Raw genomic sequence first — 20,222 nt, forward strand, 5'->3', positions numbered from 1 at the left:
GGTGCTTGGGTTTACGGGGCGGGGCTGTTTTTGTGTATTTTGCTAGGTTGTTTGTTCGGCCTGTTAATACCCGGCCGTACCACTCACGAGTCCGTTCAGCGGGTCTGGGCGGGCACCGCGACGATCGGCGAGGACTGCTCGGTCGCCGCCGTCGCTTCGCGGGACAGGAACGAGCCGAGTTCGCCGATGGTGCTCATCAGCGGAGCCGGGAACACGACCGTGGTGTTCTTGTCGACGCCGATTTCGACCAGGCTCTGCAGGTTCCGCAGCTGCAGAGCGAGCGGGTGCGCCATCATCGTGTCCGACGCCTCGCCGAGTGCGGCGGCGGCCTGGGATTCGCCCTCGGCGTTGATGATCTTGGCGCGCTTCTCCCGCTCGGCCTCGGCCTGCTTGGCCATGGCCCGCTTCATCGAGTCCGGGAGCTGGATGTCCTTCAGCTCCACCAAAGTCACCTCGACACCCCATTCGACCGTGGTGACGTCGAGGATCTGGCGGATGTCGAGGTTGATCCGGTCGGTCTCCGACAGTGTCTCGTCGAGCGTGTGCTGGCCGACGACCTTCCGCAACGTCGTCTGCGCGATCTGGTCGATCGCCGCGCGGACGTTTTCGATGGCCACCACGGACTTCACCGCGTCCACCACCCGGAAGTAGGCGACCGCGGAGACGTCGACGCTGACGTTGTCGCGGGTGATGATCCCCTGCGACTGGATCGGCATCGTGACGATACGCAGTGAAACCCGGTGCAGCACGTCGATGATCGGGATGATCAACCGCAGGCCGGGTTCGCGCACGCCGACGACTCGGCCCAGCCTGAACAGCACACCCTGCTCGTACTGTTTGACAATGCGCAGTGACAATCCCAGCAGCGCCACCGCGACCGCGATGACGACGATAAGCCAGGTACTCATGGGGAACTCCGTTCTCGGAAGGGATGTTCGTGCGACCAGGCCGACGCGGGCACCCAGGTGATGGGCGGCGAACCCAGGCCGCGGGCCGCCAGGTCCTGCCTGATCTGGGCAGCGGTGCAGCCGCCGTAGATCAGGAGAGTGGGCCGCGACGGCCTGGTGATCGTGCTGACCAGGCCGTCGCCGCTGCGGGCGTGCGTGACCAGGTCGCTGGGCGTGGCGTACTCGGCCTCGATCAGCGCTTCGTAGTCACGCGTGCCCATCTCGGAAAGCAGCGCGTAGAGGTCGCCTGCCAATGCCTTGACCCGCGTCGGTGGCGTCATGTCAGCGGAGCCAGGGGGTCTTCTCGACGAGGCGGCCGAGTCCCCAGGTGGCGCCCGCGGCCGTGGCTGCCAGCGCGATCAGGACGAGTGCGTAGATGATGTGGTAGTCGATGATCGGGTTGGTCGACATGGTCGGCTTGCCCGAGGACGTGGTGCGGGCGAGCGGCCATTCGGCGATCCACATCAGCAGCATCATGACCGTGCCCGCGATCGCGGACAGGCGCAGCCCGATCCCGGCGGTGACGGCGAGGCCGATGCCGAGCAGGCCGAGCATGAACAACCAGTCGGCCCACCAGGTGCCCGCCCAGGTGTGCAGGGTGTCGGCGAACGGGCCGACCTCGACACGGCTGAGGAAGCCCTTGGTGGGGGAGCCGCCGTTGACCCAGGCGCCCGCCGAACCGGTGGCATAGCCCCAGCCGAAGGTCTTGTCCAGGAACGCCCAGAGGAACAGCAGGCCGGTGCCGATGCGCAGCACCGCGAGTGCTCGCGCCCCCGTACCGGGCTCGCGGGCGGCCTGGTGGACTGGGATCCTGGTTTCTTCGTGCAGTGACACGGTTCTCTCCTTCGAATCGGTTTCACATGCTCATCTGGAAGCCGGGGTCCGCGGCGGCGGCCAGGCTCGCGCGGACGGCGCGGATGACCTGCCGGGTGGCGCGGTTGTCCGGCGCCCGGTGGCAGCGGGGGCAGTTCAGGGAGACGTCGCCTGCCAGCTGGTCGACGGCGACGGTCAGCGCGCATTCGCAGTCACGGCACCAGCGGTGGCCGGTGACGATGATGACGTGCAGCGGCGACGAGACGCACTGGTGCAGCCAGCGGCGGTGGGTACGGCAGGTGGTGCGTTCCATCGGGTCGAGCCCGTTCTCCTCGTCGCGGTCCTCTGTGGACAGAGTGATCGCCAGCCGCCGGTCGGCCAGGTCCGCGTAGCGGGCGTCGACGTGGTCGGCGGGGTGCAGTGCGAGCCGGTCGCGTCGGTTGCGGCGCAAGGGAAGCACTGCCTGGCTGAGCTGCGAGTGCGGCTGAGTGGACATGGGGTGCCTCGCTTCCGGTCGACGACTGACTGTCTGCGTCTATCGTGTCTCGGTGTGACGGCCGTCACTTAGAGGCGCAGCTCCCGTTCCCGGCGCCGGGCGGATCACCCGGGCCGGGACCAAGGTCACATGCCGAGCAGTGCCGGATGGAGCGGCCGCTCGCCGTTGTCGTCCCAGACGAAATCGAGCCGGTTCCGCAGCTCGACGACTCCGGGCACGGACGCGGCCAGCAGCCCGGCGCGCGCCACGTCGCCACGGCAGTCGAGCCTGCCGATGAGCGTCGCCACACCGTCCTCGACGGTCACCGCGGCCATGCCGGGCCGAACCTCCAGCGCCTGCTGGAACACTTCCCGCTCGATGTCCTCGCGGATGAGCTCGTCAGAACGCCGGAATGCCTTGAGCAGGTCACGGCGGGAGACCACGCCGACCAGTTTCCCGTCGGCGACGACGAACAACCGCTTGATTCCGGCGCCCGCCAGCTTGTTGGCCGCGGCGGCCACCGGACTGCCTGCGCCGATGGTCCGTGCGGGGGACGTCATGAGGTCGGCCGCGACCAGTGCCCGCGACTTCGACCGGTCATGGCGCGCTCGCGCTCCGGCGAGCTTTCGCGGCTGAGTCGCACGGACCTTGGCGAGCAGGTCGGCCTCGGAGACCACGCCGACCGGCGCGCCTTCGTCGTCGATCACCGGCACCGCGCTGATCTGCCAGGCGCCCAGTATTTCGGCGATGTGCTTGTACGAGGTGCCGGCCGTGACCGCGATCGGGTCCGTGGTCATCACGTCGGAAACAGTGGTGCGCAAGGGGGTCTCCCGGTTCATGACGGGTTCTCCTGACGGGCGATCAGGACCGGGCAGGCCGCGTGGTGGATGAGGGACTGACTCGTGGAGCCGAGCAGCAGCCCGGTGAAGCCACCCCTGCCCCTGCTGCCGACGACGACCAGCTGGGCTTTCCGGCTCCACTGAGCCAGCTCATGCGCGGGCGAGTCCTGCGCCACGACCTGGCGGACGGTGACGTCGGGATACTTCTCGCACCAGCCGGCGAGCCGCTCCGAGAGCAGGCGGCGTTCACCTTCGGCCAGCGGCGCCCATTCGAATTCGTAGGCGGCTTCGCCGAACACTCGGACGGTGTTGTCGGTTCCCCACGCGTGGATCGCGACGAGTTCCGCGCCGAGCGCGTCGGCCTCGCGGAACGCGGTCGCGACGGCGAGCTCGCTCAGCGGGCTCCCGTCCACGCCGACGACCACCGGAAGGTCCTTCGCGGACGGCCTGTCCCAGCCGTCGCCGCGCACCGAGACGACCGGGCAGTGTGCGTGCGCGGCGACCGCGGTGGTGACCGAGTAGCCGAGTACCGCGGTCGCCCTGTTGTGCCCGGATTCGCCCACCACGACCAGCTCGGCCTTCTCGGACGCGTCGACCAGCACCGGCGCGGCGGAATCGGTGCGGAGTTCGGTCCGCACCTCGACGCCTGGCACGGAACCGGCCGCGGTACGGGCCTCCCGCAGCAGTTTCCAGCCGCGCTGGCGCAGGTCGTCTTTGAGACCTTCCGGGGGCGGCACGACCTGGCCGCCGTAGAGCTCCGGATAGCCGAGCGCGTGGATGAGGGTGACCGAGGTGTGGTGGCGTGCGGCCGCCAGCGCGGCCCAGCGCGCGGCCTTCCGCGCGCCTTCCGACCCGTCGATGCCGACGACGATGCTCATGATGGACACTCCCGTCTGGGTTTGCGGAACTGCACCGAAACTAGGTCGGCCGTGCGGTCGCCTTCTGGTGTCGTAGGTCCCTGGTTCGCGGGACCTCCGCCGCGACCGTGGCCACTTCCGCGCCACCCGGCCGCGGAGTGCACTGGCGGCATGACGATCGTGATCGCGGGCGGTGGGCTCAGCGGAAGCATGCTCGCGGCCCATCTCGCGGCCGAGCCCCGCTGCGCCGGTCCGGTGGTGATGGTCGACGACCGGCACAATCCGCTGGCGACGGCCGAGTGGGCGTCCTGGACCACCCGGCGGGGCTTGCTCGACACCGCGGTCTCCCGCCGCTTCGACCGCGTCCGCGTCCATGCCGGAGGCGTTCACCGGACACTCGGGCTGGGCCGCTACCGCTACCAGGTGGTCCGTGGCGCGGATCACGCGTCGGCCGTCGCCGCGCTGACCGGCACGAGGCCCGGCTTCTCGGTCCACAAAGGACACGTGGACGAGGTCACCGGCGACGGGGTGGTCGTGGACGGGACGCTGATGCCCGCCGAGTGGGTCTTCGACAGCGTTCCCAGGCGGACGGAAGCCGCCGACGCGTGGCTGGTGTTCCGAGGCTGGCGTCTGCACACGGATCGGCCCGCGTTCGATCCGGCAGTGCCGACCTTCTTCGACTTCCGCACCTCCCAGCGGCAGGCGGCGAGCTTCCTCTACGTCCTTCCCGAAAGCCCGCACGACGCGCTCGTCGAGCACACCGCCTTCGCCGCCGAAGAGACCGCGCGGCCGGAAGCTCAGCGAGCGGCGTTGGCGGAGTACCTGGCCGAGGTCATCGGCACGGAGTACACCGTCCGGCGCGAGGAGAGCGCATCGTTGCCGCTGGTGGCGAAGGCGCCGTCCCGTCGTCGAGGCCGGGCGCTCACGATCGGGGCGAAGGCGGGCATGGTGAAAGCCTCCACCGGCTACGCCTATCAGCGGATCCAACGCGACAGTGCGGCCATCGCGCGCTCGCTGGCCGAGCACGGGCATCCGTTCGCGATCCCCGAGCCACGGCCGAGGCACCGGCTCTTCGACGGAGCGCTGCTCGACGTGATCACGCACGACCCGCCGCAGCTGGAGCGCGCGTTCGCGGCGCTGTTCGACCGTGCCTCCGCCGAGCCGGTGCTCAAGTTCCTCGACGAGGACACCTCGATCGGGCAGGAAGCGCGCTTGTTCGCGAAACTGCCCGCGTCGGTCTACCTGGGTGCGGTGTCACGCCGGAGGAAACTGTCCGATTAGGGCCGAAAGACCCTGGCCGCTCGGGCACTCGGGCACTCTCGTGCCGCGGCGCTGGCCCTGAAGCTGAAGCGGGCACCGATCAAAGGGGGCGTGGGTGACGACATGGTCAGAGGACGAGGTCGAGGTGCTCGCACGGGCAGTGACACGGGCGCCGTCTGTGCACAACACGCAACCGTGGGAGCTCAAGCTGGCCGACCGGCGCGCGGAGCTGGCCGAGCGGCCCGAGTTCGCACTGAGCCACCATGATCCGGACGGCCGCGACCGACTGATCTCATGCGGCGCCGCGCTCGCGAACCTGTGGCTGGCCGTACGGGTGCTCGGCTGGCGGGCGAACCTGGAAACCGAAGCGATCCCGCCGTGGGCAGGCGCGGTCACCGGCGTCCTGCGGGAACCGCCTGGCGCCTTCGAGCTGCACCTGTACACGGCGATCTCGCGCAGGCGCAGCCATCGCCGTGCGTTCGCTTCGGTGGCCGTGTCCGAAGACGTGCTTTCGCGGGTCGTCGGCTTCGCGGGCGACGAGGTGCGGGTTCGGCTCGTCGAGGAGGACGAGGTGCACCCGCTCGCCGTGATTGTGGAGCGGGCGGCGAAAATCATCCAGGGTGACGCGGGCTATCAAGCCGAACTCGCCGCGTGGACCACGGCCTGGCGCCCGGACGGGGTCGGTGCCGGGGTGCTGGAACCCGGATACAGCCGGGCCGGTCCGCCATGGGCGGGCCTCGTCCGCCCGGAAAGCCGGATCCCGGACGCGCTCGCTTTGGCCGCCAGGATGGAAAACGATGTCATTCTGGTGTTCTGCACCGAAAACGACGAGCGCGCCGATCATGTGCGCACCGGGCTGGCGATGCAGCGAGCCTGGCTGTCCGCTGTGGACAATGAGCTCGCCGGATCCGTGCTCACGCAACCCTTGCACGTCCGCAACATACGCGCGGAACTGTCGGAAAGGCTCTCACTACCAGGATTTCCGCAGCTGATCATGCGGCTCGGTCATCCGGCGGGCCCGGTCCGGCGCAGTCCCCGGTGGCCGGTGGAACGCTTGACGCACGGCGATGGTCCGAATGCCGGGCAGCCGATCGGTGTCGATCAGGGCCCGGCGGCTTGGCAAGGTCGACAGTCAGTGGAACGCTGGCGGTCGAGTGGCCACGACGGGTGACCGCCCTATCGAGCGGAGTCACACGTATGCCGGCCGAACCGGACGTGACCGGGGACCTCCCCTCCCCGTCGGGGGTGCTGGCCGCGCTCCGTCTCGACGAGCTGCTGCACGAGGTGCAGGATCGGCTCAGCGAGATCGTCAAGACCAGGGACCGGCTGCAGGGTCTGCTCGACGCGGTGCTCGCCGTCGCCACCGGCCTCGAGCTCGACTCCACGCTGCAGCGGATCGTGCAGGCCGCGGTGGAACTCGTCGACGCCCGCTACGGGGCGCTCGGCGTACTCGCTGACGAGGAGGGCCTCTCGGAGTTCGTCTACGTCGGCATCGACGCCGAGACCAGGTCGCATATGGGGCACCTCCCGGAGGGCCGAGGGCTGCTCGGGCTGCTCATCGAGGATCCGCAGCCGGTGCGGGTCCCGGACCTGTCCCAGCATCCGGCCTCGGTCGGGTTCCCTGCCAACCACCCGCCGATGCGCAGCTTCCTCGGCGTGCCGGTGCGGGTACGGGACAAGATCTTCGGCAACCTGTACATGACCGAGAAACGTGGCGCGGCGGAGTTCACCGCCGACGACGAGGTGGTGCTGAAGTCGCTCGCCGCCGCCGCGGGGGTGGCGATCGACAACGCACGCCTGTTCGAGAAGTCCAGGACACGGGAACGCTGGCTCGAGGCGGTCGCGGAGATCAACGGCAAGCTGCTCGGCGGCACCTCGGTCACCGAGAGCCTGAACCTGATCGTCGAGCGGGTCCGCGAGCTGGTCGAGGCCGACGGCGCGTTGATATTGCTGGCCGAGAACGGCGGTGAGCCGTCGATGACGGTGAGCGCGGCCGCGGGGGAGCGGGCAAGCCTGCTCGTCGGCTCGGGCATGGCCGCGCGGCACCCGGCGATCGACGAGGTGCTGGCCACCGGCCACACCCAGTTGATCCCCGATCTGGAGGGGGTGTTCCCCACGGAACCCGGCGCGGTGGCGGCGGGCTTCGGACCGGCCGCCGCCGTGCCGCTGAACAGCAGGGAAGGGGTCGGCGGGATCCTGCTCGCGGTGCGGGACAAGGGCGGTGAGCAGTTCAAGGCCGATCAGCTGCCGATGCTGTCCTCGTTCGCCGACCAGGCCTCGGTGGCGCTGGAGTTCGCGGAGAAGCAGCGCAACCAGCGGCTGCTGGACGTGCTCGCCGACCGCGACCGGATCGCGCAGGACCTGCACGACCACGTCATCCAGCGGCTGTTCTCCACCGGGATGAGCCTGCAGAGCATCCTGCGGCGGGTGGACGACGAGCATGCCCGCAGCCGGGTGGCGCTCGGTGTCGAGCAGCTGGACCGCACGGTACGCGAGATCCGGACCTCGATCTTCGACCTGCACACCTCCGGCGCCGACGAGACCACGAGTCTCCGGCGGCGCCTGCTCGACGCGGTCTCGGACCTGACCACGGACTCCCCGGTCGCGCCCTCGGTGCGCATCTCCGGAGCTGTAGACACTTTGGTGCCCGCCGACCTGCACGAGCACGCGGAGGCCGTCACCCGAGAGGCGCTGAGCAACGCGCTCCGCCACTCCGGCGGTGACGAGATCACCGTCGACGTCTCGGCGGGAGAGGAACTGGTCATCGAGGTCGCCGACAACGGCATGGGCATTCCCGACGGCGGGCGTCGCAGCGGGCTGGACAACCTCAAACGGCGAGCGGAACAAGGCGGCGGCACGGTGCTGTTCGAAAGACGCCCGTCAGGTGGCACCCGCGTGGTCTGGCGGGTTCCGCTCACCTGAGCCGGGGTGTTTCTATTCGGGCGGCGGGCCTGCCGGTCCTCGACGTAATTCCGTGGCCAGCACCGCGGCCTGAGTCCGGCGCTGCATGCCGAGTTTCGCGAGCAGCCGCGAAACGTAGTTCTTGACGGTCTTTTCGGCGAGGAAAAGCCGCTCACCGATTTCCCGGTTCGTCAGTCCCTCGCCGATGAGGTCGAAGACGGCCCGTTCCTGCTCGGACAGCGCGGAAACCGGGTCGCTGTTGTCGCGGTCGCGGCGGATCCGGTTGAGCAGCGCGGAAGTCGTCCTGGTGTCGAGCAGCGAGCCGCCGGCGGCGACGGTGCGGATCGCGGACACCAGGTCGTTGCCGAGCACCTGCTTGAGCACGAACCCGGACGCGCCCGCCATGATCGCGTTGAACAACGCTTCGTCGTCGGCGTACGAGGTGAGCATCAGGCAGCGCAGCTTCGGCACGGTGTCCAGCAGTTCGCGGCACAGTTCGACGCCGTTTCCGTCAGGCAGCCTGATGTCGAGCACGGCGACGTCGGCTCCGCTGCTGGGTACCCGCGTGAGCGCTTCGCTCACCGACGAGGCTTCGCCGATGATTTCGATGTCGTCTTCGCTGCCGAGCAGATCGGCCAGCCCGCGTCGCACGATCTCGTGATCGTCGACCAGGAACACCTGTGTCGCCATGACGAACCACCTTCCTCTTTCCGCCGCGAGTTCACCGTACTACCGGCGACGGGCCGTGGTACCGGTCGTGATGGCCCGGGTGATCGGGACCTTGTGCCCTAGCCGGGTCGATCGTCGGTGATCACTGGGGCACTAGGTCCCTTCGAGCGGTGCCCTCCGCACCCAGTGGCGCTCCGCCGCGACGCGGATCGTGAAGGCATGAGCAGGCAAACACCTATCGCCGAGTGGACCGCCGCCGAGACCGACGTGCTGGCCAGGGCGACACTCCGGGCGCCGTCGGTGCACAACATCCAGCCGTGGCGTCTGGAGATCGACGGCGAGCGTGTCCTGCTCACCGAACGCCAGGACGTCGCGGTGATGCACCACGACCCGGCAGGCCGCGACCGCACGATTTCCTGCGGCACGGCGCTGCTCAACCTCGAGCTGGGGATGCGGGCGCTCGGCAGGCGGATCTCGACCAGCCTCCTGCCGGACCCGATGAGGCCGGAGGTGGTGGCCACGGTCACCGTCCGCGGCCACGCGGTCCCGCAGGCGGCCGACCTGCACCTGTACTCGGCGATTTCACGACGACGCAGCTACCGGCTGCCGTTCAACGGGGTGCCCGTGTCGGACTACGACCTGGCCGATCTGCTCGCCGCGGCGGGCGTGAGCGGGGTCCGTGCCAGGCCTGTCCGTGACGAGATCGAACTCGGCGTGGTCGCCGACCAGCTCGAACGGGCCGCTCATGCCTATCAGCACAACATCGGCTACCAGCGCGAGCTGTCGATGTGGACCATTCGTGACGAGCGTTCGCACCGGCACGGCGCCGGGATCGCCGCCAGCTGCATTCCACCGGGTTCGCTGCCGTGGGCCGGGCTCATCCGCCCGGCCACCGCGCTGCCCGACCGGATGGTCCTGCGGCGGCGCCTGGCGGACGAGACCTTGCTGGTTTTCGTCACCGACGGTGATTCCCGTGCCGACCATCTGCATGCCGGGTACGCGCTCGAACGCGCCTGGCTGACCGCAGTCGACGCCGGGCTGGCCGCTTCGGTGCTGACCCAGCCGCTGCACCTCGGCGAGTTCCGGGCCGCGCTGCGCGACGAGCTGGAACTGCGCGGCTATCCGCAGGCGCTGCTGCGCGTCGGACACGCGTCAGGCGCCGCGCCGCCGAGCCCGCGACGCGGTGTCGGCGAATTACTCCGATGAACTTCGACAGGGAGAGACCATGAATGGCGCACCCAGCGTGGCGCTGACGTTCCACGGCGGCGCGGGCACGGTGACCGGAAGCAAGTACCTCGTCGAGACGCCCGAGGCACGCGTGCTCGTCGACTGCGGTCTCTTCCAGGGACTTTCCGAGCTGCGGCGGCGCAACTGGCGGTCCATGCCAGCGGAACTCGCCTCGGTGGACGCCGTCGTGATCACCCACGCCCACCTCGACCACTGCGGCTACCTCCCGGTGCTCGCGAAGGCGGGCTGGCGCGGGCCGGTGTACGTCACCCCGGGTTCGGCGGGGCTGGTGCCGATCGTGCTCAACGACAGTGCGCACCTGATGACCGAGGAAGCCTTGCACGCCAACAAGTACGGCTGGTCGAAGCATCGCCCGGCGCTCCCGCTGTACGACGCGCATGACGCGGCCAAGGCGATCGGACTGCTCGAGACCGTCCACTATGGAACGCCGGTCGACATAGCTCCCGGTGTGTCGTTCGAGTTCGGCCAGGCGGGCCACATCCTCGGTTCCGCATGGGTACGGCTCACCGCGGGCGACAGGACCGCGGTGTTCAGCGGCGACCTCGGCAGGCCGACCCACAGCCTGCTGCGCGCGCCGCAGCCACGTCCCGACTGCGACACGCTGGTGCTGGAGTCCACCTACGGCAACCGGTCCCACCACGACGCGGAGGCGATGGACCGCCTCGCACGGACGATCCGGCAGACCGCGCGGCGCGGCGGCAGTGTGCTGATACCGGCGTTCGCGGTGGACCGCACCGAAGTCATGCTGAACGCGCTCAAGAAACTTAAGCACGACAACGCGATCCCGGACCTTCCCGTCTACGTCGACAGCCCGATGGCGCTCGCGACGCTGCGCGTCTACCGCGAGGCGTTGCGCGAGCGGTGGCCGGAAACGCGTCCTGAGTTCTCAGGCCACGATCCGCTGGCCGCCGGGCACCTGAACGAGGTGCGGACAGTCGAGGACTCCATGCGGATCAACAACCCTCGGATGCCGTCGATCATCATCTCCGCGTCCGGCATGGCCACCGGAGGCCGGGTGCTGCACCACCTGGAGCACATGCTCCCCAACGAACGGCACACAGTGCTGATCGTGGGCTTCGCGGCGGCGGGCACCAGATCGCGGCAGCTGGCGTCCGGCGCGCGCCAGATCAAGATCCACGGCCGCTATGTCACCGTGCGTGCGGACGTCGTCCAGATCGACGCCTTCAGCGCGCACGCCGATGCCAATGAGCTGCTGACCTGGGCCACCAAGGGTGAACAGCCCTCGACGACCTACCTCGTGCACGGCGAGCCAGAGGGTTCGGCGGCCGTCGCCGAGCGGCTGAGTTCCGACTACGGGTGGTCCGCGGTCGTGCCGCGCGACGGTGAGCGGGTGCTGTTGTGAGCGCGGCGATCGAGGTGCGCGGCCTGCGGGTCGTGCGGGGTGGCCGCGAAGTGCTCAGCGGCATCGGCTTCGAGGTCCCGCGCGGGAGTGTCACCGGCCTGATCGGGCCGAACGGCTGCGGCAAGACCACACTGATGCGGTCGATCGTCGGGGTGCAGATCGTCGAGGCAGGCAGCGTGACCGTGCTCGGTCATCCGGCCGGAAGCCGGGTGCTGCGAAACCGCATCGGCTACGCGACACAGGAACCCGCGCTCTACGCCGATCTCACGGTCGCCGAGGCACTGCGCTACTTCGCGACCGTGCTCGGCGCCCGGAGGTCCGATGTGGACGAGGTGATCGCCAAGGCCGGGCTCACCGGCTGTGAGACCACGTTGATCGGGCGGCTCTCCGGCGGGCAGCGCGGGCGGGCGAACCTGGCCGTCGCACTGCTGGGAACCCCCGAGCTGCTCGTGCTCGACGAGCCGACCGTCGGTTCGGATCCGGAGCTGCGCGACGAGCTGTGGGCGATGTTCCGCGAACTGGCGGCGGCCGGGGTGACGCTGCTGATCTCCAGTCATGTGATGGACGAGGCGGCGCGCTGCTCGCGGCTGCTGATGATGCGCGACGGCCTGCTGCTCGCCGACGGAACCCCGGACGGGCTGCGCCAGCGGACCGGCACACCGGATCTGGAGCAGGCTTTTCTGAGGCTGGTCAAGAAAGAGGTCGACCGATGAGCTCCACCGCGACGTTCGCGACCTTCCGCCGCATCCTCACCCAGCTCCGCCACGACCCGCGCGCGGTCGCGCTGCTCATCGCGATGCCGACCGTGCTGATGGTGCTCCTGCGCTTCGTGCTCAACTCCGCGCAGCGGTTCAGCGGGATCGCGCCGGCGCTGCTGGGCATCTTCCCGTTCACCATCATGTTCCTGATCACCTCGATCACCACGCTGCGCGAACGGACGACAGGGACACTCGAGCGGCTGATGACCATGCCGATCGGCAAGCTGGACCTGGTCTTCGGCTACGCGCTCGCGTTCGGGCTGCTCGCGGTCGTCCAGGTCACCGTCGCGGTGAGTGTTTCGCTGGCCTGGCTGGGCCTGGCGATCACCGGTTCGATGTGGACACTGCTGCTGATCACCACGCTGGACGCGCTGCTCGGCACCGCGCTCGGGCTGTTCGTCAGCGCGTTCGCGCGCACCGAGTTCCAGGCGATCCAGTTCATGCCGGTGATCGTGCTGCCCCAGTTCCTGCTGTGCGGGCTGTTCGTCCCGCGTGGCGCCATGGGCTGGCTGCTGAACGCGGCGTCCGACGTGCTGCCACTGTCCTACGCGGTCGACGCGCTCACCCAGGTGGCGCGGTCCGCCGAGGTGGACGGGGTGCTGCTGCGGAACATGCTGATCGTGGCCTGCTGCGCGGTGCTGGCGCTGGTGCTCGGTGCGGCGACGTTGCGCCGCCGTACCCCGTGACCGGGACGTTTCGCTTGCCGGGCAAGGACTTCCGCCCCTCGAAATGAGCGCGGTGCCGCGAGAGGCTGGGGAAAACCGGAGCCGAACGGAGAAGACCATGGCGACGATCACGGTGACCCACCTGGCCGACGACAAGTACCGGACCGAAACCCGCGACCATGTGATCCTCGTCGACCAGCCGTCGGACGAGGGCATCGAGATCGGGCCGACGCCGGTCGAGCTGCTGGTGATGGCGCTGGCCGCGTGCGCGGCGCACTACGGCGTGAGCCACCTGCGCGGCGAGGGCCTGCCGTCGGACGGCCTCGCGGTCCGCTGCCGGTGGTCGATGCGCGCGAACCCGGCCAGTGTCGGGCGGATCGAGCTGACCATGCTGCTGCCCGCGCCGCTCGAGCCCGCTCAGCAGGAACGCCTGCTGGCCGCGATCGACCACTGCACGGTGCACAACACGCTCCGGCACCCGCCGCGTGTGGCGGTCGAGATCTCGGAGCCGAGCATGGTTCCCGTCGGCGCGGGCTGCTGATGGCCGCCGAGCCGTACCCGCTGCCCGTGCTCGCCGGCGTCGACGGCTCCGGTGCCGCCCTGCACGCCGCGCGCTGGGCCGCCGGAGAAGCCGCGCTGCGGAAGACCTCGTTGCGGCTGGTGCACGCCAGGCACCCGGTGCCGTCACGCTACGAGAGCGCGGCCCGCGAACCGGGAAGACTGTGGCTGCGCGAAGCCGCGGAGGCGGCACGTGCGTCCGCTCCCGGCGTTTCCATCTGGTGCGACCTGCAATCGGGCGAGCCCGCGACGAAGATGATCGAGGAGTCGGCGTCCGCCTGCCTGACCGTGGTGGGCGCGTGGGGCATCGGCAAGACCGGCGGGTCGTTCATCGGACTGGTGGCCAGAGCGGTCGCGGCCGGTGCGGCGGGTCCGTCGGTGATCGTCCGCGGCGCGGACTTCGTCTCGGCGCCGCCGTACACCGGACCCGTGGTCGTGGGCGTCGACGACGGCCCTGACGGGCTCGCCGCACTGGACTTCGCCGCGCGGGCGGCCTCGTCGCGAGGGCGCCCGCTGGTCGCGGTCCGGGTCTGGGACAGGGCCGAAGAAGCCGAACGGGCGCTGCTCGAACGCTGCGTGTCCGGCCTGGCCACCGGGGACGTGCGGCCGGTGCTGGTCCGCGCGCAGCACACCGCGAAGGGTGTGCTGGCCGAAGCCGACCACGCCTGCCTGGTCGTGGTCGGCTCGCGACGCAGGCGGCTGCGCGGCCGGACGATTCTCGGGTGCACCAGCCATGGCGTGCTCGACAACGCCCAGTGCCCGGTCGCCGTGGTGCCGGTCAGCCGGTGCGCACCGGGTGCGTGATCCTGGCGCGGAGCCTGGCGGCGGCGCGTTCCGGTGGGGTGGTGACGACCGGGATCCCGGTGGCCAGCTCGAGCCCGGCGGCGATCGTCAGCCGGGGCACGATCCGCAGCGACCAGGTGAGGAACGGGGCGTCCTCCATGCCGGTGGGCGCGGTGTTCAGCACGAGGTTGTACGCGGGATCGCCGAGTTCGCCGCGCAGCGCGCCCAGCACGGTCCGCAGTGCCAGTGCGACCGCGCAGAGTTCGTCGGCGGGTACCGCGGTGAAGTCCGCGCGCGGGATCGTCGGCAGCAGCTGGACCTCGAAGTCCGCGACGGGTGCGAACGGAGCCGAGGCGACCACCCGGTCGTTGGCGAACACGATCCGGTCGCCCGAGGACAGCGCGCCGTCGAGCAGGTCGTCGGCGAACCGGCGTCCGGTCGCCCGATGATGCTCACGCAGCGCCTCCAGCTCGCGCCGAGCCGACGGGGACAGCGTGGGCAGCCCCGCCACCTGGGAATGCGAGTGCGACAGCGAGGTGCCTGCCGCGCGCCCCCGGTTGCGGAACACCACGACCTGCGCGGTTCCCTCTCGCAGCGCGCGATGCCGGTGCTGCCACGCGTGCAGCACGTCGGCCGCCTCGGCGGCGGACGCGGTGGCCAGGTCCCAGCCGTGGCTCGGCGACTCGATGACGACCTCGTGCCGGTCGGACAGCGCGTACCGGTTGGGTACCGCGCGGACCCGCCACGACTGGCCGCTGCCCGCGGGCAGCCGCCAGGTCTCCGGCGGGGTGTCCTCGTCGGGGCCTGGGCAGAACGGGCAGCTGTCGCCTGCCCGGCGATGCGGCCTGGCGGCCCGGCCGGGCGCCACGATCACCCAGTTCCGGGTCAGGTGGTCCCAGCGGAGCTCGCCGCCGTGCCACCGCTCGACGCTCATCGGTTCCTCACCCCGATCGAGGCGAAGAGCCGCTTGCAGCGTTCGGAGCAGAACCGGAACGTCTGTCCGTTGTGCTCGGTCACGAGCGCGGGATCCGCCGCGTAGGTGGTCATCCCGCACACCGGGTCGCGATGGTCGCCCGCGGTGGCCAGTTCGCCGGCCGGTATGCCCTTGGAAAGGCCGCTGAGCAGGCTCAGCTCGTCGAGCAGCAGCCTGGGCAGCAGGAAGTGCTTGCGGACGCGCTCGTGCCCTGCCGCGCCCAGCGCCGCGGCGCGTGCCCGGTCGGTGAGCAGTTCGGTGAGCGCCGAGGCGCATTCCGGCACCGAGTCGACGAGCACACCGCCCGCGTCGTCGGCCATCTGCAGCGGGATGCCGCCCGCGTCGCCCGCCACCATCGGCGTGCCCTTCCACAGGGCCTCGGACACGATGAGCCCGAAGCCCTCCCTGATCGACTTCTGCACCATCACGCTGGAGATCCGCTGGAAGGCGTTCACCTCGATGTTGCCGACGCCGGTCAGGTTGGTGAACACGTGGATGTCAGGATCACCCGAGCTCTCGTCGGTGATCTTGCGGTAGACGTCCCACGCTTCGGGGTCGTCGAGCGCCATGGAACCGACGAGCGCCAGCTGGACACCGGGCACCTCACGGCGCACCAGCCGGAACGCCTCGATCACGCCGAGCGGGTCCTTCCACGGATCGAACCGGGACACCTGGGTGATCAGCGGCCGTGCCGGGTCGATGCCGATCCAGTTCAGCACGGCGTGCGCGGTGCGGTCGTCGAGCGACATGTTCTTGGGGCTCAGCGGATCGATCGCGGGCGGGATGATGTCGACCCGCTTGCCTGGCAGGTCGGGCGGGACGAACTGGGCCATGGTGAACACGGAACCGTCGTAGCGGTCCACGAAGCCACGCAGATAGTTCCAGGCCTCCGGGTTCGGCGCGGAGGTGTCGACGTGACAGCGCCAGATCCAGTACGCGCTGCCGTGGTCCACATAGGACAGCACGGCGCTGGGCTGCGGGTCGTGCACGAACACGAAATCGAAGTCCCGGAACTGCGGATCCGCGGCCAGCTCGGCGCCGTTGCGCTCCGAGGTGTCCTCGTAGAGCTCGCGGTCCGCCGTGGTGATCGGCGCCGTGGCGCCCTGCAGCGCGTTGTGCAGCTTCTTGGTCACCCCGAAGAAGGGCGGCTTGCCACTGATGATCTTCCAGGTGGTGTCGATACCGAGGTCGTTGTACAACGGCACCACCGAACGCAGCAGTTCCGAAACACCGCCGCCGTACGGAGTCGCGCTGAGGTGCAGCACCCGCGCGCCACGCAGCCCGGCGGCCACCTCGAGCAGCGGTTCCATGATCTCGTCAGGCGCGACCGTCCGATAGGCCGAGATGGACAGGTCGCCGACATCGACGTTCTGCAGCATGGAGTTCCTCCCCGTGGTCAATGGCTCGGCGCGGCGATGGATCCGGGGTGCTCCGCGCCGAGCAGCGTGAGCACTTCCTCGTCGCCGATCCGCCTGAAGTCCTGGTACGAGTTCTTGACGGCGTGCATCCAGCGCAGCGGGCGCGGGCACACCAGCCGGTCCACGCTGCGGGCCAGGTCGTCCAGCACGCCCAGCGGGCCGACGGGCACGGCGAACACGAGGTGTCCGACGCCCCGCGCGCGGAGCACCCGGATCGCGGCGCGCGCCGGAGAACCGGTCGTCACGCCGTCGTCGACGAGCACGACGACCTGACCGCCGACCGGGTGCGGGTGGCGCACCCGGTGGTAGACGGCGGCCTGCCTGGCGAGCTCGGCCCGTTCGCGGTTCGCCGCCTCGGTGAACTCGTCCCCGCTGAGCCCCAGGTCCCTGACGACGCGATGCTCGGTGACCACGACGCCGCTCTCGCCGACCGCACCGACCACGATCTCCGGGTGCGACGGCGCGTGGATCTCGCGGGTCAGCAGCACATCGAGCGGCGCGGCCAGTGTGTCGGCGATTTCGCCTGCGACGAGCACGCCGCCACGCGGCATGCCGAGCACCAGCGGGTGGTGGCCACGCAGGTAGCGCAGGCGCGCGGCGAGCTGCTCGCCGGCGTCACGCCGATCGCGGTACCGCATCCGCTTACTCCTTTGTGGACGGTTCGTACGCTGCCGGGTTCATCGGCCGCCGCCCGAAGCTCAGATAGGCGAGCGGGCCGAGGAAGTTGATCGCGATCACCCAGGCCCACATCCGTTTCGGGCCGCGGATCTCACTGGCGGGCCTGACCGCGAGGTCGGTCCACGCGACGGCCGCGAGGGTGAGCTGGACACCGGCCGCGAAGGCGATGTTGCCGCGTGATCGGGGACTGAGGTCCCGCCATCGGCGCTGGTTCATCGGCTGCTCCTTACCTTTCGTCGTTCCAGGGTCTTTCGTGGCGTGATCGGCAGCGAGGGTCGTTGGTCCCTGCCGCCCGAACCGTTCGGCATCTTCGCCGGTGACGTTCCCGGCGGGAGAGTCGAGCGCATGAACCCGGTGGAGCTGGCCGACGGCAGGGTGGTGACGATCGCCCCGCTGACCCCCGGCGACGCTCCCGAACTGGCCGAGGCGATCCGCCACGCCGACCCGGAAACGCTGTACCGGCGGTTCTGCGGCCCGCCGCCCAAGGTGACGCCGAAACTGCTGAAGTACCTGACCGAGCTCGACTTCGAGCGCCGGTACGCGCTCGTCGCGCGCGATCAGGACGGCCAGGGCGTCGCGATCGCCAGGTACGAGGCCACGAAAGAGCCCGGCGTCGCGGAGGTCGCCGTGGTGGTCGCGCCTGGCTGGCGCCATGCCGGGCTCGCGACCGCGCTGGTGCGACTGCTCGCCGAGGCGGCGCTGGTGCGTGGCTTCGACCGGTTCACCGCGACCTACCTCGCCGACAACATCCCGGTCGCCGAACTGCTCGACGAGGCAGGCGGGAAGAGGGTCATCAGCGAAGGCATCGCGGACGCGGTGGTGAGCCTCAGGCCGAGGGCGTGATCAGGCCGTAGTGCCCGTCATAGCGGTGGTACAGCACACTTCCCCTGCCACGCTCGGCGTCGAGGAAGAACAGGAACGGCAGCCCGGTCAGCGCGAGCCGGTCGACGGACTCGGCGGTGCTCAGCAGGGGAGCGGGCTGCTGGCTGATCGTCAGCGCGAGCTTGAACGGCGCGAGCTGGTGCGGTCCTGGTGGTGTCAGCTGAGCGAGCCGGTGCAGGGTCTGGCCTGCGTGGTAGAGGACGCTGTCCTGGCCGGTGCCCGCCTCGGTGAACAGGTGGAACTCGTAGTCGAGCAGGTGCATGTCGAACGCCGCCTCGTCGACGGTGCGGCGATGCAGCGAGTAGGACTTGTGCCGGATGATCTCGCGTTCGGTCTCGGGCCTGGGGAAGTACTCCGGCCTGCGCGCCGGCACGGAGCCGTGCCGCCATTCGTGTGCTCCCGGCGCGGGGCGTCCGCCCCTGCGGGCCTCCCAGTGCAAAGCCGCCCGCTCCAGCAGGTGCCGCACCTTGTCGTCCAGCCGGTCGATCGACTCCGTCGCGGTCGCGCCGACGGCCTGCGCGCGCACCGGCCTGCCGTCCACGTCGAGGTTCGCCTGTGCCACCACCGGCCGGTCCACCGCGGGATCGCCATGCCTGCTCAGCCGGACTCTGACGGCGAGGACGGGCCGGTGCGCGAAGCGAAGCCGCTTGCCGATCTTCTTCGTGGCGTACTCGGCCGATCCTGGCGGGAGCTCGCCGCGGGTCGTCACCTGAACGTCGGGTGTGGTGGCGGAATCCGCTCGGTGCATCGCTTCGTCCTTCCAACGGGTTTCCTCCTTGCTACGCCTGGGTGTTCACCGGCCACCAGCGACGAAGGTCCCGCCGTGAGGGACCTTCGTGACTGGTACCGGCAGGCGCGCGGCGGGTTACTGGGTGGCGGAGGTGGTCCGGATGTCCCGACGCTTGCTCATCGCCGTACTGGCGGCCGCCCTGTTCGCACTCGCCGCGTGTGCCGCCGGGCCCAACAACGTGGCGCAGGTGAACGCGCCGCACATCGCCGGATTCTGGCCGGGGCTGTGGCATGGGGTGATCAGCCCGGTCACGTTCCTGATCTCGCTGTTCAACGACCGGGTTGGCGTTTACGACGTGCACAACAACGGTGGCTGGTACAACTTCGGCTTCCTGCTCGGTGTTTCGATCATCTTCTCGGGCGGCGGCCACACCGTGGGCTCGACGCGTCGCGGGTCGCGGTCGTCATGACGACCGCGGACGCGGTGCGGCGCTTGGTCGAGCGGGGTGTGCTGTCCGCGGACCAGGCCGAGGCCGTGCGGGAGGAACTGGCGTTGTCACACCGGCTCCGGCGCGCTCCGCTGGCCGAGGTCGCCGGCTACCTGGGTGGTGGCCTGACGCTGACCGGCATCGTGCTGCTGGTCGCCTCGACCTGGCAGCGGCTGTCCGAGTTCTCGCGCACGCTGCTGGTCGGCGGGTCCGCCGTGCTGCTGCTGTTCGCCGGGGTGGTCGTCGCCGGTGGCCTGGTCCGGATGGTCCGGCGCGATGTGGGCGCCGTGCGGGCGCGGCTCTCCGGGGTGCTGCTGGGGCTGGCGGCCGTGGCCGTCGTGATGACGGTCGGCATCGCGTTGCCCGCGGAGTCCGGGCGCTGGGGCCTGGCCGGTTCCTTCGCCTCCGGGCTGGTGGTGGCCGCGGCGGCGTACGCGCTGCTGCCGACCGTGGCCGGGCTGATCGCCATGGCGGGGCTCGGCTTCACGACCGTGGTGTCCTTTGTGGACGCGATCGCCGGTGTCGGCCCGCTGGTGATGGGACTGGCGCTGTGCGGGTACGGGGTGGTGCTCACCGCCGCCGCGCTCGGCGGCCTGCTGCGCGAACGGCCGGTGGGCGTCGGTATCGGGCTGGGGATCTCGATTTTCGGTGCACAGCAGCCACTCGGGGGTGACGGCACCGCGCCGTGGGCGTATCTGCTCACGCTCGCGATCGGCGTGGGCTGCTTCCTGCTGTACCGCTGGCAACGGACCTGGGTGCCGCTGGTGGCCGGGATCGTCGCCGTGACGCTGGCCGTCCCCGAGGCCGTCTGGGACTTCACCGGCGGCGAGCTCGCCGGAGCGGTGCTGGTGCTGGTCGCGGGCGCGGTACTGCTCATCGCCTCCGGCCTCGGCCTGCGGCTCGGGAAACACGACTAGG

The 20,222-nt window shown here is 70.2% G+C and carries 24 protein-coding genes; 12 read left to right on the forward strand and 12 right to left on the reverse strand.

What is annotated here, in order from left to right; all coding sequences use genetic code 11:
• Nucleotides 1–95: 95 nt before the first annotated feature.
• The 6 genes from ACFV15_RS22390 to ACFV15_RS22415 all read right to left on the reverse strand — a co-directional run bounded on the left by ACFV15_RS22390 (nt 96) and on the right by ACFV15_RS22415 (nt 3,952).
• Complete coding sequence (locus tag ACFV15_RS22390; protein WP_378352520.1) at nt 96–908, reverse strand: slipin family protein; 813 nt, start codon at nt 906–908, stop codon at nt 96–98.
• Entirely contained in the window at nt 905–1,228 is a 324-nt protein-coding gene (locus ACFV15_RS22395) for a hypothetical protein (protein WP_378352521.1), read from the reverse strand. The genes ACFV15_RS22390 and ACFV15_RS22395 overlap by 4 nt, the downstream gene beginning before the upstream one ends.
• A 1-nt stretch (nt 1,229) precedes the next feature.
• Nucleotides 1,230–1,781 carry a hypothetical protein gene (locus tag ACFV15_RS22400; protein WP_378352522.1) on the reverse strand — a complete coding sequence of 184 codons (552 nt, stop codon included), beginning with the start codon at nt 1,779–1,781 and terminating at the stop codon, nt 1,230–1,232.
• A 22-nt stretch (nt 1,782–1,803) separates the two neighbouring features.
• Nucleotides 1,804–2,256, reverse strand: a complete 453-nt coding sequence (locus ACFV15_RS22405) for a hypothetical protein (RefSeq protein ID WP_378352523.1) — start codon at nt 2,254–2,256, stop codon at nt 1,804–1,806.
• Between the two features lie 125 nt (nt 2,257–2,381).
• The gene (locus ACFV15_RS22410; protein WP_378352524.1) at nt 2,382–3,074 is read right to left on the reverse strand and encodes a CBS domain-containing protein; all 693 of its coding nucleotides are present in this window, start codon (nt 3,072–3,074) and stop codon (nt 2,382–2,384) included.
• The gene (locus ACFV15_RS22415) at nt 3,071–3,952 is read right to left on the reverse strand and encodes a universal stress protein (RefSeq protein WP_378352525.1); all 882 of its coding nucleotides are present in this window, start codon (nt 3,950–3,952) and stop codon (nt 3,071–3,073) included. Before ACFV15_RS22415 ends, ACFV15_RS22410 begins: the two co-directional genes overlap by 4 nt.
• A gap of 150 nt (nt 3,953–4,102) precedes the next feature.
• Here ACFV15_RS22415 and ACFV15_RS22420 point away from each other — a divergent pair, with 150 nt between their 5' ends.
• The 3 genes from ACFV15_RS22420 to ACFV15_RS22430 all read left to right on the forward strand — a co-directional run bounded on the left by ACFV15_RS22420 (nt 4,103) and on the right by ACFV15_RS22430 (nt 8,113).
• A complete protein-coding gene (locus tag ACFV15_RS22420) occupies nt 4,103–5,212 on the forward strand; it encodes a lycopene cyclase family protein (RefSeq protein ID WP_378352526.1) in 1,110 nt (369 codons plus the stop codon).
• Between the two features lie 94 nt (nt 5,213–5,306).
• Nucleotides 5,307–6,362 carry an Acg family FMN-binding oxidoreductase gene (locus ACFV15_RS22425; protein WP_378352527.1) on the forward strand — a complete coding sequence of 352 codons (1,056 nt, stop codon included), beginning with the start codon at nt 5,307–5,309 and terminating at the stop codon, nt 6,360–6,362.
• Nucleotides 6,363–6,388: 26 nt separating this feature from the next.
• Nucleotides 6,389–8,113 carry a GAF domain-containing protein gene (locus ACFV15_RS22430; RefSeq protein WP_378352528.1) on the forward strand — a complete coding sequence of 575 codons (1,725 nt, stop codon included), beginning with the start codon at nt 6,389–6,391 and terminating at the stop codon, nt 8,111–8,113.
• A 12-nt stretch (nt 8,114–8,125) separates the two neighbouring features.
• On the opposite strand, the gene ACFV15_RS22435 is transcribed toward ACFV15_RS22430, so the two are convergent.
• Nucleotides 8,126–8,782 carry a response regulator gene (locus tag ACFV15_RS22435; RefSeq protein WP_378352529.1) on the reverse strand — a complete coding sequence of 219 codons (657 nt, stop codon included), beginning with the start codon at nt 8,780–8,782 and terminating at the stop codon, nt 8,126–8,128.
• Between the two features lie 198 nt (nt 8,783–8,980).
• Between ACFV15_RS22435 and ACFV15_RS22440 the strand changes: the two genes are divergently transcribed.
• The 6 genes from ACFV15_RS22440 (at nt 8,981) to ACFV15_RS22465 (ending at nt 14,157) form a co-directional block, all read left to right on the forward strand.
• Nucleotides 8,981–9,967, forward strand: a complete 987-nt coding sequence (locus ACFV15_RS22440; protein WP_378352530.1) for an Acg family FMN-binding oxidoreductase — start codon at nt 8,981–8,983, stop codon at nt 9,965–9,967.
• Nucleotides 9,968–9,986: 19 nt separating this feature from the next.
• Nucleotides 9,987–11,372, forward strand: a complete 1,386-nt coding sequence (locus tag ACFV15_RS22445; RefSeq protein WP_378352531.1) for an MBL fold metallo-hydrolase RNA specificity domain-containing protein — start codon at nt 9,987–9,989, stop codon at nt 11,370–11,372.
• Nucleotides 11,369–12,085, forward strand: coding sequence for an ABC transporter ATP-binding protein (locus ACFV15_RS22450; RefSeq protein ID WP_378352532.1), 717 nt, complete (start codon nt 11,369–11,371; stop codon nt 12,083–12,085). The genes ACFV15_RS22445 and ACFV15_RS22450 overlap by 4 nt, the downstream gene beginning before the upstream one ends.
• Nucleotides 12,082–12,816: an ABC transporter permease gene (locus ACFV15_RS22455; RefSeq protein ID WP_378352533.1), complete on the forward strand. Its 735-nt coding sequence runs from the start codon at nt 12,082–12,084 to the stop codon at nt 12,814–12,816. The genes ACFV15_RS22450 and ACFV15_RS22455 overlap by 4 nt, the downstream gene beginning before the upstream one ends.
• 97 nt (nt 12,817–12,913) lie before the next feature.
• Nucleotides 12,914–13,336: an OsmC family protein gene (locus ACFV15_RS22460; protein WP_378352534.1), complete on the forward strand. Its 423-nt coding sequence runs from the start codon at nt 12,914–12,916 to the stop codon at nt 13,334–13,336.
• Nucleotides 13,336–14,157, forward strand: a complete 822-nt coding sequence (locus ACFV15_RS22465; RefSeq protein ID WP_378352535.1) for a universal stress protein — start codon at nt 13,336–13,338, stop codon at nt 14,155–14,157. The genes ACFV15_RS22460 and ACFV15_RS22465 overlap by 1 nt, the downstream gene beginning before the upstream one ends.
• On the opposite strand, the gene ACFV15_RS22470 is transcribed toward ACFV15_RS22465, so the two are convergent.
• From ACFV15_RS22470 to ACFV15_RS22485, 4 genes are read right to left on the reverse strand one after another with little or no spacing between them, the layout of a single operon-like run.
• Entirely contained in the window at nt 14,132–15,070 is a 939-nt protein-coding gene (locus ACFV15_RS22470; RefSeq protein WP_378352536.1) for a galactose-1-phosphate uridylyltransferase, read from the reverse strand. The genes ACFV15_RS22465 and ACFV15_RS22470 overlap by 26 nt on opposite strands.
• Nucleotides 15,067–16,488, reverse strand: a complete 1,422-nt coding sequence (locus ACFV15_RS22475; RefSeq protein WP_378352537.1) for a glycosyltransferase — start codon at nt 16,486–16,488, stop codon at nt 15,067–15,069. Before ACFV15_RS22475 ends, ACFV15_RS22470 begins: the two co-directional genes overlap by 4 nt.
• Nucleotides 16,489–16,505: 17 nt before the next feature.
• On the reverse strand, nt 16,506–17,165 hold the full coding sequence (locus tag ACFV15_RS22480; protein ID WP_378352538.1) for a phosphoribosyltransferase: 660 nt from the start codon (nt 17,163–17,165) through the stop codon (nt 16,506–16,508).
• A 4-nt stretch (nt 17,166–17,169) separates the two neighbouring features.
• Nucleotides 17,170–17,421: a PLD nuclease N-terminal domain-containing protein gene (locus ACFV15_RS22485; RefSeq protein ID WP_378352539.1), complete on the reverse strand. Its 252-nt coding sequence runs from the start codon at nt 17,419–17,421 to the stop codon at nt 17,170–17,172.
• 129 nt (nt 17,422–17,550) lie between these two features.
• Here ACFV15_RS22485 and ACFV15_RS22490 point away from each other — a divergent pair, with 129 nt between their 5' ends.
• Nucleotides 17,551–18,048 carry a GNAT family N-acetyltransferase gene (locus ACFV15_RS22490; protein WP_378352540.1) on the forward strand — a complete coding sequence of 166 codons (498 nt, stop codon included), beginning with the start codon at nt 17,551–17,553 and terminating at the stop codon, nt 18,046–18,048.
• Here the strand turns inward: ACFV15_RS22490 and ACFV15_RS22495 are convergent.
• Nucleotides 18,032–18,835: an HPF/RaiA family ribosome-associated protein gene (locus tag ACFV15_RS22495; protein WP_378352541.1), complete on the reverse strand. Its 804-nt coding sequence runs from the start codon at nt 18,833–18,835 to the stop codon at nt 18,032–18,034. The genes ACFV15_RS22490 and ACFV15_RS22495 overlap by 17 nt on opposite strands.
• A gap of 142 nt (nt 18,836–18,977) precedes the next feature.
• On the opposite strand from ACFV15_RS22495, the gene ACFV15_RS22500 reads away from it, so the two are divergent.
• The gene (locus tag ACFV15_RS22500) at nt 18,978–19,286 is read left to right on the forward strand and encodes a hypothetical protein (protein ID WP_378352542.1); all 309 of its coding nucleotides are present in this window, start codon (nt 18,978–18,980) and stop codon (nt 19,284–19,286) included.
• Entirely contained in the window at nt 19,283–20,221 is a 939-nt protein-coding gene (locus ACFV15_RS22505) for a DUF2157 domain-containing protein (RefSeq protein ID WP_378352543.1), read from the forward strand. The genes ACFV15_RS22500 and ACFV15_RS22505 overlap by 4 nt, the downstream gene beginning before the upstream one ends.
• The last annotated feature ends 1 nt before the right edge of the window (nt 20,222 follow it).

The organism is Amycolatopsis sp. NPDC059657, assembly GCF_042734395.1.
In the GTDB taxonomy this organism is placed as follows: domain Bacteria; phylum Actinomycetota; class Actinomycetes; order Mycobacteriales; family Pseudonocardiaceae; genus Amycolatopsis.

Bases quoted from the DNA above. Each gene is read 5' to 3' on its own strand.
- ACFV15_RS22390 (WP_378352520.1), bottom strand. From the start codon at position 908: ATGAGTACCTGGCTTATCGTCGTCATCGCGGTCGCGGTGGCGCTGCTG.
- ACFV15_RS22395 (WP_378352521.1), bottom strand. From the start codon at position 1,228: ATGACGCCACCGACGCGGGTCAAGGCATTGGCAGGCGACCTCTACGCG.
- ACFV15_RS22405 (WP_378352523.1), bottom strand. From the start codon at position 2,256: ATGTCCACTCAGCCGCACTCGCAGCTCAGCCAGGCAGTGCTTCCCTTG.
- ACFV15_RS22410 (WP_378352524.1), bottom strand. From the start codon at position 3,074: ATGAACCGGGAGACCCCCTTGCGCACCACTGTTTCCGACGTGATGACC.
- ACFV15_RS22415 (WP_378352525.1), bottom strand. From the start codon at position 3,952: ATGAGCATCGTCGTCGGCATCGACGGGTCGGAAGGCGCGCGGAAGGCC.
- ACFV15_RS22420 (WP_378352526.1), top strand. From the start codon at position 4,103: ATGACGATCGTGATCGCGGGCGGTGGGCTCAGCGGAAGCATGCTCGCG.
- ACFV15_RS22430 (WP_378352528.1), top strand. From the start codon at position 6,389: ATGCCGGCCGAACCGGACGTGACCGGGGACCTCCCCTCCCCGTCGGGG.
- ACFV15_RS22435 (WP_378352529.1), bottom strand. From the start codon at position 8,782: ATGGCGACACAGGTGTTCCTGGTCGACGATCACGAGATCGTGCGACGC.
- ACFV15_RS22440 (WP_378352530.1), top strand. From the start codon at position 8,981: ATGAGCAGGCAAACACCTATCGCCGAGTGGACCGCCGCCGAGACCGAC.
- ACFV15_RS22445 (WP_378352531.1), top strand. From the start codon at position 9,987: ATGAATGGCGCACCCAGCGTGGCGCTGACGTTCCACGGCGGCGCGGGC.
- ACFV15_RS22455 (WP_378352533.1), top strand. From the start codon at position 12,082: ATGAGCTCCACCGCGACGTTCGCGACCTTCCGCCGCATCCTCACCCAG.
- ACFV15_RS22460 (WP_378352534.1), top strand. From the start codon at position 12,914: ATGGCGACGATCACGGTGACCCACCTGGCCGACGACAAGTACCGGACC.
- ACFV15_RS22465 (WP_378352535.1), top strand. From the start codon at position 13,336: ATGGCCGCCGAGCCGTACCCGCTGCCCGTGCTCGCCGGCGTCGACGGC.
- ACFV15_RS22470 (WP_378352536.1), bottom strand. From the start codon at position 15,070: ATGAGCGTCGAGCGGTGGCACGGCGGCGAGCTCCGCTGGGACCACCTG.
- ACFV15_RS22475 (WP_378352537.1), bottom strand. From the start codon at position 16,488: ATGCTGCAGAACGTCGATGTCGGCGACCTGTCCATCTCGGCCTATCGG.
- ACFV15_RS22480 (WP_378352538.1), bottom strand. From the start codon at position 17,165: ATGCGGTACCGCGATCGGCGTGACGCCGGCGAGCAGCTCGCCGCGCGC.
- ACFV15_RS22485 (WP_378352539.1), bottom strand. From the start codon at position 17,421: ATGAACCAGCGCCGATGGCGGGACCTCAGTCCCCGATCACGCGGCAAC.
- ACFV15_RS22490 (WP_378352540.1), top strand. From the start codon at position 17,551: ATGAACCCGGTGGAGCTGGCCGACGGCAGGGTGGTGACGATCGCCCCG.
- ACFV15_RS22495 (WP_378352541.1), bottom strand. From the start codon at position 18,835: ATGCACCGAGCGGATTCCGCCACCACACCCGACGTTCAGGTGACGACC.
- ACFV15_RS22500 (WP_378352542.1), top strand. From the start codon at position 18,978: ATGTCCCGACGCTTGCTCATCGCCGTACTGGCGGCCGCCCTGTTCGCA.
- ACFV15_RS22505 (WP_378352543.1), top strand. From the start codon at position 19,283: ATGACGACCGCGGACGCGGTGCGGCGCTTGGTCGAGCGGGGTGTGCTG.